Here is an 18,108-nt window from a genome sequence, read left to right as displayed (position 1 = left end):
CCCATGCCCAAGCGCACCGACCTAAAAACCATCCTCATCATCGGCGCCGGCCCGATCGTCATCGGCCAGGCCTGCGAGTTCGACTACTCCGGCGCGCAGGCGTGCAAGGCGCTGCGCGACGAGGGCTACCGCGTGGTGCTGGTCAACAGCAACCCGGCCACGATCATGACCGACCCGAACATGGCCGACGCCGTGTACATCGAGCCGATCAACTGGCAGACGGTCGAGAAGATCATCGCCAAGGAAAAGCCCGATGCGCTGCTGCCGACCATGGGCGGACAGACCGCGCTGAACTGCGCGCTGGACCTGGCCGACCACGGCGTGCTGGAAAAGTACGGCGTGGAGCTGATCGGCGCCAAGCGCGAAGCGATCATGATGGCCGAGGACCGCGAGCTGTTCCGCGTGGCGATGGGCGAGATCGGCCTGGAATGCCCGAAGGCGGCGGTCGCGCACACCCTCGAGGAAGCGCTGGAGATCCAGACCCGCGTCGGCTATCCGACCATCATCCGCCCCAGCTTCACCCTCGGCGGCAGCGGTGGCGGCATCGCCTACAACCGCGAGGAACTGATCGAGATCGTGACCCGCGGCCTGGAACTGTCGCCGACCAGCGAAGTGCTGGTTGAAGAGTCGGTGCTGGGCTGGAAGGAATTCGAGATGGAAGTGGTCCGCGACACCGCGGACAACTGCATCATCGTCTGCTCGATCGAAAACCTGGACCCGATGGGCGTGCACACCGGCGACTCGATCACCGTGGCCCCGGCGCAGACCCTGACCGACAAGGAATACCAGCGCCTGCGCGATGCCTCGATCGCGGTGCTGCGCAAGATCGGCGTGGACACCGGCGGTTCCAACGTGCAGTTCGGCATCAATGCGCAGACCGGCCGCGTGGTGGTGATCGAGATGAACCCGCGCGTGTCGCGCTCCTCGGCGCTGGCCTCCAAGGCCACCGGCTTCCCGATCGCCAAGGTCGCGGCCAAGCTGGCGGTCGGCTATACGCTGGACGAACTGAAGAACGAGATCACCGGCGGCCTGACCCCGGCGTCGTTCGAGCCGTCGATCGACTACGTGGTGACCAAGATCCCGCGCTTCGCCTTCGAGAAGTTCCCGCAGGCCGACGCGCGTCTGACCACGCAGATGAAGTCGGTGGGCGAGGTGATGGCGATGGGCCGCACCTTCTCCGAATCGCTGCAGAAGGCGCTGCGCGGCCTGGAGACCGGCAAGATCGGGCTCGATCCGACCGGGCTGGACCTGGCCAGCGAGGACGACCTGGCCGCGCTCAAGCGCGAGTTGAAGGCGCCCGGCCCGGAGCGGCTGTTCTACGTGGCCGATGCGTTCCGCGCCGGCATGAGCGTGGAGCAGGTGCATGCGCTGTCGTTCATCGATCCGTGGTTCCTGGACCAGATCGAGGACCTGATCGCGCAGGAAAAGCGATTGGCCGCAGACGGCCTGGGTTCGCTGGATGCCGCGCGCCTGCGCACGCTCAAGCGCGCCGGTTTCTCCGACGCGCGCCTGGCGCAGCTGACCGGCACCAACGAGGCGGCGCTGCGCGCGCTGCGCCGCGCGCACAAGGTGCGCCCGGTATACAAGCGGGTGGACTCGTGCGCGGCCGAATTCGCCACCGACACCGCCTACCTGTATTCGACCTACGAGGACGAGTGCGAGGCCAAGCCCAGCAATCGCGACAAGATCATGATCCTCGGCGGCGGCCCCAACCGCATCGGCCAGGGCATCGAGTTCGACTACTGCTGCGTGCACGCGGCGCTGGCGCTGCGCGAGGATGGTTACGAAACCATCATGGTCAACTGCAATCCGGAGACCGTGTCCACCGACTACGACACCTCCGACCGCCTGTACTTCGAGCCGCTGACCCTGGAAGACGTGTTGGAGATCGTCGAGCTGGAGCAGCCCAGGGGCGTGATCGTGCAGTACGGCGGGCAGACCCCGCTGAAGCTGGCGCGCGCGCTGGAAGCCAACGGCGTGCCGGTGATCGGCACCAGCCCGGACTCGATCGACCTGGCCGAGGACCGCGAGCGCTTCCAGCAGCTGGTCGACAAGCTGGGCCTGAAGCAGCCGCCGAACCGCATCGCGCGCAACGCCGAGGAAGCGCTGGTGCTGGCGCGCGAGATCGGCTACCCGCTGGTGGTGCGCCCGAGCTACGTGCTCGGCGGCCGCGCGATGGAGATCGTCTACGGCGAATCGGACCTGGCGCGCTACGTGCGCGACGCGGTCAAGGTCTCCAACGACTCGCCGGTGCTGCTGGACCGCTTCCTCGACAATGCGGTGGAAGTGGACGTGGACATCATCGCCGACAAGGACGGCCAGGTGCTGATCGGCGGGGTGATGGAACACATCGAGGAAGCCGGCGTGCATTCGGGCGATTCTTCGTGCTCGCTGCCGCCGTACTCGCTGTCGGCCAAGACCCAGGCCGAGCTGCGCCGCCAGGTGGTGATGCTGGCCAAGGGCCTGAACGTGGTCGGGCTGATGAACACCCAGTTCGCGGTGCAGGTGGACGAGGCCGGCGACGACATCGTGTTCCTGCTGGAAGTGAACCCGCGCGCCTCGCGCACGGTGCCGTTCGTGTCCAAGGCCACCGGCATGGCGCTGGCCAAGATCGCCGCGCGCTGCATGGCCGGCAAGACCCTGGCCGAGCAGGGCGCGCTGAAGGAGATCGTGCCCGACTACTACTCGGTGAAGGAAGCGATCTTCCCGTTCGCCAAGTTCCAGGGCGTGGACCCGATCCTCGGCCCGGAGATGCGCTCCACCGGCGAGGTGATGGGCGTGGGCCGCAGCTTCGGCGCCGCGTTCGCGCGCGCGCAGGAAGCCGGCGGGATCAAGGCGCCGCCGTTGGGCAAGGCGTTCCTGTCGGTGCGCGATCCGGACAAGCAGCGCGTGCTGCCGGTGGCGCAGGCGCTGGTCGAGCGCGGCTACACCCTGGTCGCGACCAGCGGCACCTGCGCGTGGCTGCGCCAGAATGGCCTGCAGTGCGACCAGATCAACAAGGTGGCCGAGGGCCGCCCGCATATCGTCGATCTGATCAAGAACGGCGAAATCGTGTATATCGTCAACACCACCGAGGGCCGGGCGGCGATCTCCGACTCGTTCTCGATCCGGCGCGAAGCCCTGCAGCAGCGCGTCACCTATTCGACCACCGTCGCCGGCGCCCGCGCGCTGGTGCATTCATTGGAATTCCGCGGCACCGGTCCGGTCTGGGCGCTGCAGGAACTGCACAAGGAGCTGGAAGCGTGAGAGCCCCGATCACCATGCAAGGCGCGCAGCGTTTGCGCGAGGAACTGGACCAGTTGAAGTCGGTCAAGCGGCCCGAAGTCATCGCCGCGATCGCCGAGGCGCGCGCGCACGGCGATCTCAAGGAAAACGCCGAGTACCACGCCGCGCGCGAGCAGCAGGGCTTCATCGAAGGCCGCATCAAGCAGCTGGAGAGCGAGCTGTCGCACGCCGAGGTCATCGACGTCAGCAAGCTGGCGGTCGGCAGCAAGGTGGTGTTCGGCGCCACCGTGACCCTGGCCGACGTGGAGAGCGACGAAGAGAAGCGCTACCAGCTGGTCGGCGATCTGGAAGCGGACATCAAGCTCGGGCTGATCGCGATCTCCTCGCCGCTGGCGCGGGCGCTGATCGGCAAGCTGGAAGGCGACAGCGTCAGCATCGACGCGCCGGCCGGGCGCCGCGAGTACGAGATCGTCAGCGTCGAATACATCGGCTGACGCCGTGGCCGTCGCCACCTTGCTGCTGCCGGAGCGGGCGCGCCTGGCCGGTCCGGCGCTGACCGGCGAGGTGGCGCGGGCGCTCGGCCGCGCCGAGCGCGAGCGCCTGGGCGCCGGTTCCGAAGCGCAGTTGCGCCGCCATTTCACGCTGCCGCCGGGGCATTGGCCGGTGGCAGCGCTGACCCGGCAGCTGGATGCCGGCGATGCCGGCGACGGCGTCTGGCTGCGCGCCGATCCTGCCTACGTGGTGCCGGACATGCAGGGTGCGCGGCTGACGGCGCACGGCGACATGCTCGCGATCGACGCGATCGACCTGGCCGCGTTGCTGCCGTCGCTGCAGGACCTGTTCGCCGAGTCCGGCCTGGTCCTGGACGCGCCCGAACCCACCCGCTGGTATCTGCGCCTGGCGCCGGGCAGCGCGCTGCCGGAGTTCGCCGCGCCGGCGCAGGTGCTCGGCGCCGATCTGTTCGACCACCTGCCGCAGGGCGAGGGCGGGCGCCGCTGGCGTGCGCTGCTGACCGAGGCGCAGGTGCTGCTGCATCAGCATCCGTGGAACCGCGAACGCAGCGCGCGCGGGCAGCCGGCGATCAACTCGCTGTGGTTCTGGGGCGGCGGCGCGTTGCCGGCCACGGTGAGCACCGCGCATGCGCAGGTGCGCAGCCGCGAGCCGCTGCTGCGCGCGCTGACCCAGGCCGCCGGCATCGACGCCGAGCAAACGCCGCGCGTCGATGCGCTGGTCGATCTGCGCCAGCTGCGTGCGCCCGAGCAGTTCGTCGGCGAGGTGATGCAGCCGCTGCTCGAAGCGCTGCGCCTGGGCGAGCTGCAGCAATTGCTGCTGGATTTCGAGGACGGCACGCGTTTCCGGATCGACCGCGAGCAGCGTTGGCGCTTCTGGCGGCGGCCGCTGGCGCGCCTGGACGCATGAGTCCGCCGCTGCGCATCACCCGGCGGCCGGCCGCCGAGGGCGGGCCGTGGACGGAAAACGTGCTGCCGCTGCTGCGCCGCATCTACACCGCACGCGGCGCGCACGAGGCCAGCCTGGCGCAGCCGAAGCTGGCGCAGTTGCTGCCGCCCGATACGCTGAGCGGCATCGACGCGGCGGTCGTGCTGCTGGCCGACGCGATCGCCGCCGGCAAACGCATTCTGGTCGTCGGCGATTTCGATTGCGACGGCGCCACCGCCTGCGCGGTTGCGGTGCGCGGATTGCGCCTGCTCGGCGCCGCGCAGGTGCTGCACGCGGTGCCGAACCGCATGGTGCACGGCTATGGCCTGTCGCCGGCGCTGGTCGCCGAACTGGCGCCGCTGCAGCCGGACCTGTTGGTCACCGTCGACCACGGCATCGCCTGCCATGCCGGCGTCGCCGCGGCCAAGGCGCTGGGCTGGCAGGTGCTGATCACCGACCACCACCTGCCGGGCAGCGTGTTGCCGCCGGCCGACGCGATCGTCGATCCGAACCTGGCCGGCGACGCGTTCCCGAGCAAGATGCTGGCCGGGGTCGGGGTGATCTTCTACGTGCTGCTGGCCTTGCGTCGGCACCTGCGCGAGCGCGGCGCGTTCGCGACCCAGGCGCCGGATCTGACCGTGCTGCTGGACCTGGTCGCGGTCGGCACTGTCGCCGACCTGGTGCCGCTGGACCCGAACAACCGCGCGCTGGTCTCGGCCGGGCTGCGCCGCCTGCAGCGCGGCGACGGCTGCGTCGGCCTGCGCGCCTTGATCGAAGCCAGCGGCCGCGATCCGGCACGGCTCAGCGCCAGCGACATCGGGTTCGCCCTGGCGCCGCGGCTCAACGCCGCCGGCCGGCTCGAGGACATGGCGCTGGGCATCGAACTGCTGCTGTGCGAAGACCCGCAGCAGGCGCGGGAGATCGCCGCCACGCTGGAACAGATCAACGGCGAGCGCCGCGCGGTGCAGCAGCAGATGACCGACGAGGCCGAGGCCACCGTGGCGCAGGCGCTGCTGGCCGCGCCGGACGCGCCGCCGGTGGCGGTGTGCCTGTTCGATGCCGAGTGGCATCCGGGCGTGATCGGCCTGGTCGCCTCGAAGATGAAGGACCGCCTGCATCGCCCGGTGATCGCCTTCGCCCCGGCCGAGCCGGGCAGCGACCAGTTGCGCGGCTCGGCGCGCTCGATTCCCGGCTTCCACATCCGCGATGCGATGGCCGCGGTGGAGGCGCGCCGTCCCGGGTTGATGGACAAATTCGGCGGCCATGCGATGGCCGCGGGCCTGAGCCTGCGGCACGCCGCATTGGCCGAGTTCGAACAGCTGTTCCGCGAGCATGCGCTGGCCAGCCTGGACGCGGCGCTGCTGCAGGCCGAACTGCTCAGCGACGGCGCACTGGATCCGCACGAACTGGATCATCGCCATGCAGAGGCGCTGCGCCTGGCCGGGCCGTGGGGGCAGGGCTTTCCCGAGCCGCTGTTCGACGGCGAGTTCGAGGTGCTGCAGTGGCGCCTGCTGAAGGAGCGGCATCTCAAGCTGAGCCTGCGCTGCGCCGGCCGTGGCGAGCCGTTGAACGCGATCCATTTCAACGGCTGGCGCGGCGACGAACCCGGCCGCCGCGTGCACATCGCCTACCGCCTGGTCGCCGACGACTATCGCGGCGGCGAGGCGGTGCAACTGGTGGTGGAGTACTGCCGCAGCCTGGCTTAGCCCCTCTCCCCTCGGGAGAGGGGTTGGGGTGAGGGTCCGGCGCGAAGCGTCTCGCGGAGTTTGGGTGCAGGAGGCTGCGCCCGTACCCTCATCCGCCCTTCGGGCACCTTCTCCCGACGGGAGAAGAACACAGCCGAGCCCATCTGCCATCGAGAGAGAGGTCGGCACCAATATCCTGCTCGCAACCGACCAACCCCACAGCGCCACACCGGACGTTCAAGCTGTACCGTCCCATCAAGGAGTGATCCATGCCGTCCCTCGCGCGCAAAGGCCTGTGCCTGCTGTTGCTCTCGCTGTTGTCGGCCTCCGCCGTGCCGGCCCTGGCCCAAACCGCCGCGCCGCAGCAGCAACTCCTCGCTCCGCTGCTGAAGACAGATCGCGGCGAGCGCCCAATCGAACTGCGCTCGGCGACGGTGAGCGCGCATGCCGCCGCCGGCCTGGCCGAAACCACAGTGGAGCTGCTGTTCTTCAACCCCAATGCGCGCGTGCTGGAAGGGCAGCTGGCGTTCCCGCTGCGCGACGGCCAGCAGATCAGCGGCTTCGCCTTGGACATCGACGGCCAGATGCGCGACGCGGTGCCGGTGCCGAAGGCGCGCGGGCGGCAGGTGTTCGAGGCGATCGAGCGGCGCGGCGTGGACCCGGGCCTGGTCGAGCAGACCGCCGGCAACCAGTTCCAGCTGCGGCTGTATCCGATTCCCGCGCACGGCAGCCGCCGCGTGCGCCTGGTCTATCGCGAGTCGTTGCCGCGTACCGCCGCCGGTTGGCAGTGGCGGCTGCCACTGGGGTATGCGGCAAGCGCGCGGACGTTGCGCCTGGAGCTGAGCACGCAGGCGGCGCCGGTGGACGCCGCGGCGTTGCCTGCCGGCCTGCGCCTGCTGCCGACGCCCGAGGGGCACGCGGCGACGTGGTCGGGCACCCCAGCGCAACTGCCCAGGGAACTGGCGCTGTCGTTGCGCGCGAGCAGCGATCCGCGCGTCGCGGTCGGCAGCCACGAGGGCCAACGCTATTTCCAGGCGCTGCTGCCGATCGCCGACCTGCACAGCGCACGCCCCTTGCCGCAGCGCATCGGCCTGCTGTGGGATGCGTCGGGGTCGGCGCGGCAGCGCGACATTCCCGCGGAACTGGCCTTGCTGCAGCGCTATTTCACCGCGCTGGGCAACGCGCAGGTCGAACTGGTCGTGCTGCGCGACCGTGCCGAGGCGCCGCGCCGGTTCCAGGTGCGCGCTGGCGACTGGAGCGCGTTGAAAGCGACGCTGCAGCGTCTGCAGCCGGACGGCGCCAGCGCATTGGGCGAGTGGCGGCCGACCGCGGACGTGCAGGAATATCTTTTGTTCAGCGATGGGCTGGGCAACTACGGCACGCAAGCCTTGCCGGCGCTGGCGGCGGGCCAGCGCCTGTACGCGGTCGCTTCGGCCGGCGCCCATGCCGATACGGCACGTCTGGCGGTATCGGCGGAAGCGCGGGGCGGCCGCTTGATCGAGCTGCACGGCATGCAGGGCGTGCAGCAGGCCAGCGAGCGGCTGCTGCAGCGTGGCGGCGAACTGGTGGCGCTGCAGGGCGAGGGCGTCGCCGATCTGGTCGCCGATTCGCGCTATGCCGACGACGGTTATCTGCGCATCGCCGGGCGCCTGCTCGCGGCCGATGCGACGCTGCAGCTGGAGATCGCCACCGCCGCCAGCACGCGTCGCCTGCGTCTGCCGTTGCGCGACGCCACCGCGGTGCCGGGCGACCTGGTGCCCGGCGCCTGGGCGCGGGCCATGCTGCGCCGCCTGGCCGCCGATCCGCTCGGCGACGCCGCGCGCCGTCAGCAACTGGCCAGCCGCTTCGGCCTGGTCAGCGCCGACACCTCGCTGCTGGTGCTGGAGAACGTGGACGACTACGTGCGCTACGCCATCGCGCCGCCGCCGGCGCTGCGCGAGGCGGTGGCGCGCGCACAGGTGCAACGCCAGCAGGAGCAGGATGGGCAGCGCAAACAGCGCATCGATCGCGTCGCCGAGGATTTCGCGCAGCGCATCGCCTGGTGGCAGCGCAGCTTTCCGAAGAACGCACCGCCGCAGCCCAAGCCGCAACGCGGGGAGGACGACGCCCGCCGGGAGCGCGACGGCGTTGCGCGGCCCGCACCGGCGATGGCCATGGCGCCACCGCCTGCACCCGTTGCGCCGATGCCGGCGGAGCCGTCTGCCGAACTGGAGGCGGTGGTCGTCGCCGGCGCGGTCGCAGCATCGGAAGACTCCGCGGCGAACGCCGATGCGCCTGCCGGCGCGCCCGGCTCCACGATTGCCCTGGCATTGCAGCCCTGGCAGCCGGACTCGCCATACGCCCGGCGCCTGCGCGCCGCCGCGCCGGACGCGGTCTATCCGCTGTACCTGAGCGAGCGCGCCGCACATGCCGACAGCGTGGCGTTCTACCTGGACGTGGCCGACGTGCTGTTCGAACGCGGCCAGCGCGAGCTGGCGCTGCGCGTGCTGTCCAACCTGGCCGAGCTGCAGCTGGAGAACCGCCACGTATTGCGCGTGCTCGGCTACCGGCTGTTGCAGGCGGGCAGGGCGGACCTGGCGGTGCCGGTGTTCGAGCAGGTGCTGCGGTTGGGCGAAGAAGAGCCGCAGAGCTTCCGCGACCTGGGTCTGGCCTACGCCGCGCGCGGCGATGCGCAGGCCGCGATCGAGCAGCTCTACCAGGTGGTCGCGCGCGACTGGGACAGCCGCTTCGACGGCGTGGCGCTGATCGCCCTGAACGAATTGAACGCGATCGTGGCGCGGTCGCAGCCGCCTTTGCAGACCGGCTTCATCGATCCGCGCCTGCTGCGCAACTTGCCGCTGGACCTGCGCGTGGTGCTGAACTGGGACAGCGACAACAGCGACATGGACCTGTGGGTGACCGATCCCAACGGCGAGCGCTGCTATTACGCGCACCGCTCGACCTACCAGGGCGGGCAGCTGTCGCAGGACTTCACCGGCGGCTACGGACCGGAAGAGTTCTCGCTGCGCCGGGCCAAGCCGGGCACGTACAAGGTGGAGGCGAACTTCTTCGGCGACCGCCAGCCGCTGGTCACCGGCGCCACCACCTTGCACCTGCAGCTGAGCACCGGCTGGGGCGGCGCCACGCAGCGCGACCAGCAGGTGACGCTGCGGCTGAAGGACAAGAAGGAGACGATCCTGGTCGGCGAGTTCGAGGTGCGTTGATCGCCGCGGCGTGGCCACTTGCTGCGTCGTGTGCACGGCTGCGGGGTGCGCTGCTTTTAGGCAGGAAGTCCGCAGGGGGAGCGGGGCGATGCCCGCGTGCATTTAAGCGCCGCGGGTCGCTTCGCGCCGGACCCTCACCCAACCCCTCTCCCGGTGGGAGAGGGGCTTGGTCATGGCGCTGTTTTGCAGCGGGCGGTGCGGGCGCGGGTACGCACGCGGCGCGGATCCACACTAACCGGTCCGCATCGACCGGCGGCGCTGCCGCTACACTGCGCCGCATGTCCGAATCGCCGACCAGCATGTACGCCCGTTTCCTGCCATGGCGCCGCAGTTTCGAGATCGGCTTCTGGATCGCGCTGACCCTGGTCAACGGCATCGCCAACAGCATCACCGTGCTGATCGACATCCGCCGCTCCGGGCTGCACTTCGCCGCGTGGGAGCCGGCGCTGTGGGAATGGTCCAGCGGCGTGGTGTTCCTGCTGATCGTGCCGCTGCTGGTGGTGCTGACCCGGCGCTATCCGCTGCACTGGGACAACTGGCGGCGCCGCCTGCCGGCGTATCTGCTGGGCAGCGTCGCGCTGTCGGTGCTGCATGTGCTGGGCATGGTCGCGATCCGCAGCGTGGCGTACCGGCTGCAGGGCGCGCACTACGACTTCGGCCCGTGGCCGCAGGGGCTGGCCTACGAATACCTGAAGGACGTGCGCAGCCTGGCCTCGATGCTGCTGTGCGTGGAGATGTACCGCTTCCTGCTGCGCCGCTGGCAGGGCGAGGCGGCCCTGCTCGGCGCGCCCGACGAAGGCCCGCCGGTGGAGTCGCTGGAGCGCCCGGAGCGCTTCCTGGTGCGCAAGCTCGGCCGCGAGTTCCTGGTCGCCGCCGCGGATATCGAATGGCTGCAGGCCTCGGGCAACTACGTCAACCTGCGCGTGCGCGGCCACGACTACCCGCTGCGCAGCACCATGGCCGCGATCGAGGCCAGGCTCGACCCGGCCGTGTTCGTGCGCATCCACCGCAGCTACATGGTCAACCTGGGCTGCGTGGTCTCGATCGAGCCGCTGGAGGCCGGCGAGGCGCGCGTGCACCTGCGCGACGGCAGCCATGTGCCATGCAGCCGCCGCTACCGTGCCGCCTTGCGCACGGCGGCCGGGGAGGGCGAGGCGGCGATCGCCGAGTGATCGCTGCGCGGCCCAGCCCCGGCGCGGCGCCGCGTGCGCTGTGGCGCGGCGGCCGGAATTGCTAGAATCGCGCTCTTGTTTGCCGGAATACCGCCATGATCGAACTCAATCCCATCCGCCACCGCATCGCCGATCTGTCCGATCGGGTGCTGTCGCTCCGGGGGTTTCTTTGACTACGACGTCAAGAAAGAACGCCTAGAGGAAGTCACCCGGGAGCTGGAAAGCCCCGATGTCTGGAACGATCCCGAGCGCGCCCAGGGCCTGGGCCGTGAACGCGCCAACCTGGAGAAGACCGTCGGCGGCATCGCCAGCGTGCTCGACGGGCTGAACGAGGCGCTCGAGTTTCTCGAACTGGCCGAGAGCGAGGACGACGAGGCCACCGCGCTGGCGGTGGTCGCCGATGTCGATCGCTTCCAGGCGCAGGTGGAGAAGCTGGAATTCCAACGCATGTTCTCCGGGCAGATGGACGCCAGCAACGCCTTCGTCGACATCCAGGCCGGCGCCGGCGGCACCGAGGCCCAGGACTGGGCCGAGATCCTGCTGCGCATGTACCTGCGCTGGTGCGAATCGCGCGGCTGGAAGACCGAACTGATGGAAGTCTCCGGCGGCGAAGTCGCGGGCATCAAGTCGGCCACGTTGCGCGTGGAAGGCGATTTTGCCTACGGCTGGCTGAAGACCGAGACCGGCGTGCACCGGCTGGTACGCAAGTCGCCGTTCGATTCGGACAACCGCCGCCACACCAGCTTCACCTCGGTGTTCGTGTCGCCGGAAGTGGACGACAACATCGACATCGACATCAATCCGGCCGACCTGAAGACCGACGTCTACCGCTCCTCCGGCGCCGGCGGCCAGCACGTCAACAAGACCGAGTCGGCGGTGCGCATCACCCACGTGCCGACCGGCATCGTGGTCGCCTGCCAGACCGGGCGCAGCCAGCACCAGAACCGCGACAACGCGATGAAGATGCTCGCCGCCAAGCTGTACGAGCTGGAGATCCAGAAGCGCAACGCCGAGCGCGACGCGGTCGAGGCGACCAAGTCGGACATCGGCTGGGGCAGCCAGATCCGCAACTACGTGCTCGACCAGAGCCGGATCAAGGATCTGCGCACCGGCATCGAACGTACCGACACGCAGAAGGTGCTCGACGGCGACCTGGACGAATTCGTCGAGGCCAGCCTCAAGTCCGGCCTGGAAGTCGGCGCCAAACGCAGCGACGCCTGAACCGCCGGCCTCCGCCCGCCGTGGCGGAGGCCGGCCACGCGGCGCCGCCGCATCTGCTGCATCCTCTCCCTTCTTCTCCGCGTACCCATTCCCATGACCGAGCAGACCCCCGCGCCGTCCCTTCCCGTCGACGAGAACGGCCTCATCGCCGAACGCCGCGCCAAGCTGGGAGCGCTGCGCGCGCAGGGCGTGGCCTATCCGAACGATTTCCGCCGCAGCGATTTCGCCGGCGACCTGCAGGCCGAGTTCGCCGACGCCGAGCGCTGGAGCGCCGAGGCGCTGGAGGCCGAAGGCCGCAGCCTGCGCCTTGCCGGGCGCCTGCTGGCCAAGCGGGTGATGGGCAAGGCCAGCTTCGTGCAGCTGCAGGACGAATCCGGGCGCATCCAGCTGTTCCTGCAGGCCAACGCGCTGGGTCCGGCCTACGACGCGTTCAAGGGCTGGGACATCGGCGACATCATCGGCGTGGAGGGCGGGCTGACCCGCACCAAGACCGGCGAGCTGTCGGTGCGCGCGACTGCGCTGCGGCTGCTGACCAAGGCGCTGCGCCCGCTGCCGGACAAGTGGCACGGCCTGTCCGACGTGGAGCAGCGCTACCGCCAGCGTTACGTGGACCTGATCGTGTCGCCGGAGGCGCGCGAGGTGTTCGTCAAGCGCTCCAAGATCATCCGCGCCATGCGCGCCTGGCTGGACGCGCGCCGGTTCCTGGAAGTGGAGACGCCGATGATGCATTACATCCCCGGTGGCGCCACCGCCAAGCCGTTCACCACCCACCACAATGCGCTGGACCTGGACCTGTACCTGCGCGTGGCGCCGGAGCTGTACCTGAAGCGGCTGGTGGTCGGCGGCCTGGAACGGGTCTACGAAATCAACCGCAATTTCCGCAACGAAGGCGTCAGTACCCGGCACAATCCCGAATTCACCATGATGGAGCTGTACGAGGCCTACGCCACGTACCACGAGGTGATGGACCTGACCGAGAGCGTGATCCGCGACGTGGCCCAGGAGGTGCTCGGCACCACCCAGGTGCACTGGGACGGCGCCGACATCGACCTGGCCCCGGCGTTCCGCCGCTGGCGCATGGACGAGGCGGTGCGCCACCACAACCCGGAGATCAGCGTCGCCGACTGCACCGACCGCGACGCGCTGCTGCGCCACTGCGAGCGGCTGAAGATCCGCACCAAGCCGTCCTACGGCTGGGGCAAGCTGCTGCTGGAGATCTTCGAGGCCACCGTCGAGCACACCCTGATCCAGCCGACCTTCATCACCGACCACCCGGTCGAAGTGTCGCCGCTGGCCCGTTCCAGCGACACCGAGCCCGGCTATACCGACCGCTTCGAGCTGTTCATCAACGGCAAGGAGATCGCCAACGGCTTCTCCGAACTCAACGATCCGGAAGACCAGGCGGCCCGGTTCCAGGCCCAGGTGGCGGCGAAGGAGGGCGGCGACGACGAAGCCATGCATTTCGATGCCGACTACATCCGCGCGCTGGAGGTCGGCCTGCCGCCCACCGGCGGCCTGGGCATCGGCATCGACCGGCTGGTAATGTTGCTGACCGGCAGCAGTTCGATCCGTGACGTGCTGCTGTTCCCGTACATGCGTCCGGAGGCTTAATCTAGCCGAATGCGGCGGTGGCCTTGGCGTGGGCTTCTCGCATCGGGCGTCGGCAAGCAAGCGGTTGGCAAGCAAGCGGAAGTGAGGCGGTTGGGTCGGCGCGGCCGGCGCCGGAGCGTTTCCCGTTGTTGTCTCAACAGCCCGGTGCCCGTGGGCGAGAGGATCGCAGATGCAAGATGCCAGCATGAGCCTGTCCGGAGTATCCTCCAGCAGCGACCGCCCGGACTGGGCGGAGGGGGCGGACAATCGCTTGAACATCGTCATCGTCGACGATCAGACGTCTGCGCGCACCATGCTGCGCCACGTGATCGAGGACATTGCTCCGGAACTCACCGTGCGCGACTTCGGCGACTCGCAGGCCGCCCTGGCCTGGTGCGAAGCCGGCAAGGTCGACCTGTTGCTGCTCGACTACCGCATGCCGGGCATGGACGGGCTGGAATTCGCGCGGCGGCTGCGGCGGCTGCCCAAGCACCGCGACATTCCGATCATCCTGATCACCGTGGTCGGCGACGAGCCGATCCGCCAGGCTGCGCTGGAAGCGGGCGTCATCGACTTCCTGGTCAAGCCGATCCGCCCGCGCGAACTGCGCGCGCGCTGCCACAACCTGCTGCAGCTGCGGCTGCAGAGCGAGAACATCAAGCAGCGCGCGATGTCGCTGGAGCAGCGCCTGCTGGCCAGCATGCGCGAGGTCGAGGAGCGCGAACGCGAGACCCTGTCGCGGCTGGCGCGGGCGATCGAGTACCGCGACGCCGGGACCAGCGCCTACCTGGAGCGCATGGCGCACGTGGCCGGCCTGATCGCCGAGCAGCTGGGCCTGTCCGAGGACGAGGTCCGGGTCATCGAGATGGCCGCGAGCCTGCACGACATGGGCAAGATCGCCATTCCCGATGCGGTGCTGCTCAAGCCCGGCAAGCTGAACGAGGAAGAGATGGCGGTGATGCGCATGCATCCGCGCATCGGCTACGAACTGCTCAGCGGCAGCCAGAACCGCTTCATCCAGGTCGGCGCGCTGATCGCGCTGCGCCACCATGAACGGTACGATGGCAGCGGATACCCCGACGGCCTGGTCGGCGAAGCGATCCCGCTGGAGGCGCGGATCGTCGCGGTCGCCGACGTCTTCGACGCGCTGATCTCGCCGCGTCCCTACAAGGAAGCCTGGACCATGGATGCGACGCTCGCCTATCTGTACGCCCAACGCGGGCGCCTGTTCGACCCGCGCTGCGTGGACGCGCTGTTCCGCGGACGCGAGCAGTTGCACATGATCTGCGAGAAGTTTTCGAACGCGTCGGTCCGGCCGGGGGTTGCGCCGTGAAACGTCGGCTGGAATGGATCCGGGCCCGATTGCGACAACGCACGGACACCGAACACGGGCAGACGCTGATCCGGGTTGGCATCTTCCTGGGCGTCATCGTCTGCATGACGATCGCCGAGAAGCTGGGCCAGCTTGCGCCCGACGTGTATCTGACCTCGGTGCTGATGAGCGGCGTCGGGGTCCTCGTCGGCCTGGCGTTGTTCGCCGCGATCCTGGCGCGGCCGGGCAAGTCGGACATTCGGCGCGTCATCGGCATGGTCACCGACTACGGCCTGATGACGGTGGCGATGATCCTGCAGGGGGAGCCGCTGGCCTGGCTTTACGTCATCATCATGTGGGTCACGGTCGGCAACGGCCTGCGCTACGGCAACCGCTATCTGATCGGCGCCGTGGTCTCGGCCTGCATCAGTTTCGGCTGCGTGGTCCTGCTCAATGGCTACTGGCGCGAAAACGTCACGCTCAGTGTCGGTCTGTGGACCGGCCTGGTCGCCATTCCGATGTATCTGTCGGGGTTGCTGCGACAGCTGACCCAGGCGACCGCCGAGGCGCGCCGCGCCAGCGAAGCCAAGAGTCGTTTCCTGGCCAACATGAGCCATGAGTTCCGGACCCCGTTGAACGGGTTGTCCGGCATGACCGAAGTCCTGGCTACCACCAAGCTCGACGCGGAACAGCGCGAGTGCGTGGGCACCATCCAGGCGTCCGCGCGCAGTCTGCTGTCGCTTGTGGAAGAGGTGCTGGATATTTCCGCCATCGAGGCGGGCAAGATCCGCACCGAGAAACACGATTTCTCGTTGCGCGAGACGCTGGCGCAGATCGGCTTGATCCTGCAGCCGCAGGCGCGTGCCAAGGCCCTGGGCTATCACTTGGAGGTCGCGGCCGATGTGCCCGACCATGTGCGCGGCGACGCGGGGCACCTGCGGCAGATCCTGCTGAACTTGGCCGGCAACGCGATCAAGTTCACCAACATGGGGCGGGTGGATATCCGCGTCCGGATACAGCGCGACGACGCCGGCGAGCCGTCCAGGTTGAGTTTCGACATCGTCGACACCGGGATCGGCGTGCCGCCCGCAATGCGTCCTCGCCTGTTCGAGGCATTCGAGCAGGCGGACGTGGGTCTGTCCCGGCGTTACGAAGGCACCGGCCTGGGAACCACGATCGCCAAAGGTCTGGTCGAAGCCATGGGCGGCAGCATCGGCTACCAGGAGAATCCTCCGCGCGGTAGCCGTTTCTGGTTCGAGCTGCCGTTCGAGGCGGCCACCGCCACGCCGCTTTCCACCACCGCGCCGGGCGGCGCCAGCGAAGAAGAATCGCCGCCGAGCGGCAACATCATCGCCTTCACCGATCCGTTCTTGCGCCATCGCGCGCGCGTGCGCAGCATGCGCATCCTGGTCGCCGACGATCATGCGGCCAACCGCATGGTGCTGCAGCGCCTGCTGCAGAAGGCAGGCCATCGCGCGATCTGTCTGGAAGGTGCGGAAGCGGTGCTCGATGCACTTGCCGAGACCGAATTCGACGCCGTCATCGTCGATCTGCACATGCCTGGGATGAGCGGGCTGGACATGCTCAAGCAGCTGCGGATCATGCAGGCCGGCCGCGCGCGTACCCCGGTCGTGGTGCTCAGCGCGGACGTCACGCCGGAGTCGATTCACCGCTGCGAACAGGCCGGCGCCCATACGTTCCTGGCCAAGCCGGTGGTGGCCTCGCGGTTGCTGGACACGCTGACGGATATCGCCACAGACGGCAGGTTGCGCCCGTCCGAACCGCAATCGCTGCTCGCCAAGGAGGGGGTGTTGGATTCGTCCGTGCTCGACGAGCTGGCCGGTCTGGGCATGGGCGATGGATTCGAGCGGGAATTCATTTCCCAATGCCTCAACGACGCCGATGGCTGCCTGGGCGGAATGCAGGTGGCGGGCGAGTCCGAGAATTGGGAGCGGTTGCGCGAACATGCGCACGCGGTAAAGGGCGTGGCGAGCAACCTGGGGCTGGTGAAGATGGCCAACCTTGGCGGCGAACTGATGCGCATGGCGGACTGGCAGATGCGTAGCGAATGGCGGCAATGCCTGGCCACGCTCAATGCCAGCCTGACCGAGGGCAGGGAAGTGCTGGACCAGCGAGCGCTGCGAAGCAGCCAGCAGGATGGCAACGAGCTGCGCTGAGGGAAAGCCCGGCATTCGGCCGGGCCGGGGCCCCTCCCGCCTTCGTCTTCTATGCGAGCGCGGCGACGTTGTGCGCACGCCGCGTCTGCGCCCGCACCAATCGGTCCATCATGCGCAGCGACTTGTCGTCGAGCGCAAGCGCGGTGTCGACCCAGACTTCGGTGATCGCCATCAGCTCCCGTAACGGCACTTGTTGCGAGATGCGGCGTGCTGCATTCATCGCGAGATAGGACAGCTTGCTACGCTGCTGGGTACGGATCAGTTCCTCGACCGCCGCTTTTCCTTCGCCCTTGGGCACCAGGATGTCGACCACGCCGAGTGCGTGCATCTGTTCGCTGCTGTAGACCGTTCCTTCCAGAATGATCTTCTCCGCCACTTGCGGCGAGACCCGCTGGCACAGGAAGGAATAGGCGCCCATGCCCGGGAACAGGCCAAACAGCACCTCCGGCAAGCCCATGCCGACGCCTTCCTCGGCCACGATGGTGTGGCATGCCAACGCCATCTCCAGGCCGCCGCCCAGGGCATCGCCCTGCAGCAATGCGATGGTCCGCACGTCGCCGCCGAGGCCGGTATGCAGGGTATGCACGCCTTCCACGCAGCGCTTGGCATAGGCGAGCAGCCTGTCGCGGTCGCGCGAGCGGATGAGTTGGGTAAACAGTTCCAGGTCTCCGCCGAGGTTGAACACGTTCGCATCCGAGGCCAATACGAAGTGCCGCAGTTGCCCGCGCTGCAGCGCATTGCCGCCGCTTAGCGTGATCGCATCGGTAAAGCTCCACATGTCGTCGAGCAGGTCGTCCCTGAAGCACGGGCGGGAGCCGATGGCCGCGTCGTTGTGCATGAACATCCAATGCGCGTTGCCATCCAGGCTCGACTCGACACGGATGGTGGGAAAGCTGGGGTTGAAGAAGCGTTTGTCAACGTTCATGGGATTTCCTCGGTGTTTTGGTTGGCAGCGAAAGGGCGTGCGCGGCGCCGGGGGATAGCGCGCGAGCCGATGCTACACCTACGGAAACAGAGGACTGATGGCGCCTTGGACGGAGAAATTCACGGCTTGTGGCGGGCATGGCTGCCCGCAACCATGCGTCT

The 18,108-nt window shown here is 68.8% G+C and carries 11 protein-coding genes; 10 read left to right on the top strand and 1 reads right to left on the bottom strand.

Features of this window, described 5'->3' with window-relative positions:
* Positions 1-3 precede the first annotated feature (3 nt).
* The 10 genes from carB to AB3X08_RS11835 all read left to right on the top strand — a co-directional run bounded on the left by carB (position 4) and on the right by AB3X08_RS11835 (position 17,022).
* A complete protein-coding gene (gene carB, locus AB3X08_RS11880) occupies positions 4-3,246 on the top strand; it encodes a carbamoyl-phosphate synthase large subunit (protein WP_369932764.1) in 3,243 nt (1,080 codons plus the stop codon).
* Between the two features lie 8 nt (positions 3,247-3,254).
* Positions 3,255-3,719 (top strand): transcription elongation factor GreA, encoded by a 465-nt coding sequence (gene greA / locus AB3X08_RS11875; RefSeq protein WP_184414624.1) that lies wholly within the window; start codon positions 3,255-3,257, stop codon positions 3,717-3,719.
* A 4-nt stretch (positions 3,720-3,723) separates the two neighbouring features.
* Positions 3,724-4,644 carry a phosphoglycerate mutase gene (locus AB3X08_RS11870; protein WP_369932761.1) on the top strand — a complete coding sequence of 307 codons (921 nt, stop codon included), beginning with the start codon at positions 3,724-3,726 and terminating at the stop codon, positions 4,642-4,644.
* Positions 4,641-6,368 (top strand): single-stranded-DNA-specific exonuclease RecJ, encoded by a 1,728-nt coding sequence (recJ, locus tag AB3X08_RS11865; protein WP_369932760.1) that lies wholly within the window; start codon positions 4,641-4,643, stop codon positions 6,366-6,368. The genes AB3X08_RS11870 and recJ overlap by 4 nt, the downstream gene beginning before the upstream one ends.
* Before the next feature lie 248 nt (positions 6,369-6,616).
* A complete protein-coding gene (locus AB3X08_RS11860) occupies positions 6,617-9,550 on the top strand; it encodes a VIT domain-containing protein (RefSeq protein ID WP_369932759.1) in 2,934 nt (977 codons plus the stop codon).
* Positions 9,551-9,828: 278 nt separating this feature from the next.
* The gene (locus AB3X08_RS11855; RefSeq protein WP_369932758.1) at positions 9,829-10,722 is read left to right on the top strand and encodes a LytTR family DNA-binding domain-containing protein; all 894 of its coding nucleotides are present in this window, start codon (positions 9,829-9,831) and stop codon (positions 10,720-10,722) included.
* A gap of 95 nt (positions 10,723-10,817) precedes the next feature.
* Positions 10,818-11,943 (top strand): peptide chain release factor 2 gene (prfB, locus tag AB3X08_RS11850; protein ID WP_184414543.1). Its coding sequence is split into 2 segments (ribosomal slippage): positions 10,818-10,892 and positions 10,894-11,943, totalling 1,125 coding nucleotides; the frame shifts between segments, so codons are not numbered across the junction.
* 93 nt (positions 11,944-12,036) lie between these two features.
* Positions 12,037-13,554, top strand: a complete 1,518-nt coding sequence (gene lysS, locus AB3X08_RS11845) for a lysine--tRNA ligase (protein ID WP_369932757.1) — start codon at positions 12,037-12,039, stop codon at positions 13,552-13,554.
* Between the two features lie 169 nt (positions 13,555-13,723).
* On the top strand, positions 13,724-14,866 hold the full coding sequence (locus AB3X08_RS11840; protein ID WP_369932755.1) for an HD domain-containing phosphohydrolase: 1,143 nt from the start codon (positions 13,724-13,726) through the stop codon (positions 14,864-14,866).
* Positions 14,863-17,022 (top strand): ATP-binding protein, encoded by a 2,160-nt coding sequence (locus AB3X08_RS11835; protein WP_369932753.1) that lies wholly within the window; start codon positions 14,863-14,865, stop codon positions 17,020-17,022. The genes AB3X08_RS11840 and AB3X08_RS11835 overlap by 4 nt, the downstream gene beginning before the upstream one ends.
* 49 nt (positions 17,023-17,071) lie before the next feature.
* Here AB3X08_RS11835 and AB3X08_RS11830 read toward each other — a convergent pair whose 3' ends face one another.
* On the bottom strand, positions 17,072-17,947 hold the full coding sequence (locus tag AB3X08_RS11830; RefSeq protein WP_369932752.1) for a crotonase/enoyl-CoA hydratase family protein: 876 nt from the start codon (positions 17,945-17,947) through the stop codon (positions 17,072-17,074).
* Positions 17,948-18,108: the final 161 nt, after the last annotated feature.

This window comes from Xanthomonas sp. DAR 34887, assembly GCF_041245805.1.
Classification (GTDB): Bacteria; Pseudomonadota; Gammaproteobacteria; order Xanthomonadales; family Xanthomonadaceae; genus Xanthomonas_A; species Xanthomonas_A tesorieronis.
This window is presented reverse-complemented; position numbering and strand designations above follow the sequence as displayed.

Bases quoted from the DNA above. Each gene is read 5' to 3' on its own strand.
- AB3X08_RS11840 (WP_369932755.1), top strand. From the start codon at position 13,724: ATGCAAGATGCCAGCATGAGCCTGTCCGGAGTATCCTCCAGCAGCGAC.
- AB3X08_RS11855 (WP_369932758.1), top strand. From the start codon at position 9,829: ATGTCCGAATCGCCGACCAGCATGTACGCCCGTTTCCTGCCATGGCGC.
- carB (WP_369932764.1), top strand. From the start codon at position 4: ATGCCCAAGCGCACCGACCTAAAAACCATCCTCATCATCGGCGCCGGC.
- recJ (WP_369932760.1), top strand. From the start codon at position 4,641: ATGAGTCCGCCGCTGCGCATCACCCGGCGGCCGGCCGCCGAGGGCGGG.
- AB3X08_RS11860 (WP_369932759.1), top strand. From the start codon at position 6,617: ATGCCGTCCCTCGCGCGCAAAGGCCTGTGCCTGCTGTTGCTCTCGCTG.
- lysS (WP_369932757.1), top strand. From the start codon at position 12,037: ATGACCGAGCAGACCCCCGCGCCGTCCCTTCCCGTCGACGAGAACGGC.
- AB3X08_RS11830 (WP_369932752.1), bottom strand. From the start codon at position 17,947: ATGAACGTTGACAAACGCTTCTTCAACCCCAGCTTTCCCACCATCCGT.